Genomic DNA, 590 nt, shown 5'->3' with positions numbered 1-590 from the left:
AATGGCACTGCAGAAGCAGATAGCACAGTTGTTGTCAGCTTAGATGGTATTGAAATCGGCACTGTGACTGCTAATGGTGCTGGTGAGTGGACCTTGGATTACACCGGCACCCTCCTGGCAGATGGCGACTATGAGCTGAGTGTGACTGCCACCAATCCCACTGGCAACAGCGCAACAGCAACTCAAACAATTGTTGTTGATACCACTGCTCCGACTGTCACCATCAATGCCATTGCGGTTGATGACATCATCAATGCCGTGGAAGCAGGTAGTCCTGTTGCAGTCAGTGGCACCACGACTGGTGTTGAAGATGGTCAAGTCGTCACTGTCACCATTGATGGCAATACCTACACCGCCACCGTTACTGGTAATGCTTGGACATTCAATATCCCTGTCGCAGACATTGCCAACTTTGAAGCGACTGAAGAAGTCGTAGCTACTGTCAGTGATCTCGCTGGGAATCCCGCTACCCCTGCTACTCGTAACATCACTGTTGATACGGTTGCACCGGCCGTCACGATTGACAGCATCAGTGATGATACTGGCGCACAAGCTAATGACTTCATTACCAATGACGACACCCTTGTCTT

General features: G+C 50.3%; 1 protein-coding gene. It reads left to right on the top strand.

Going from position 1 to position 590, the window contains the following annotated elements; translation table 11 throughout:
* Positions 1–590: Ig-like domain-containing protein (locus ODQ17_RS19110; protein WP_322905642.1), on the top strand; the 590-nt coding region annotated here is incomplete at both ends.

It is taken from the genome of Acinetobacter sp. IRS14, from assembly GCF_034650275.1.
GTDB classification, from domain to species: Bacteria; Pseudomonadota; Gammaproteobacteria; order Pseudomonadales; family Moraxellaceae; genus Acinetobacter; species Acinetobacter oleivorans.
This window is presented reverse-complemented; position numbering and strand designations above follow the sequence as displayed.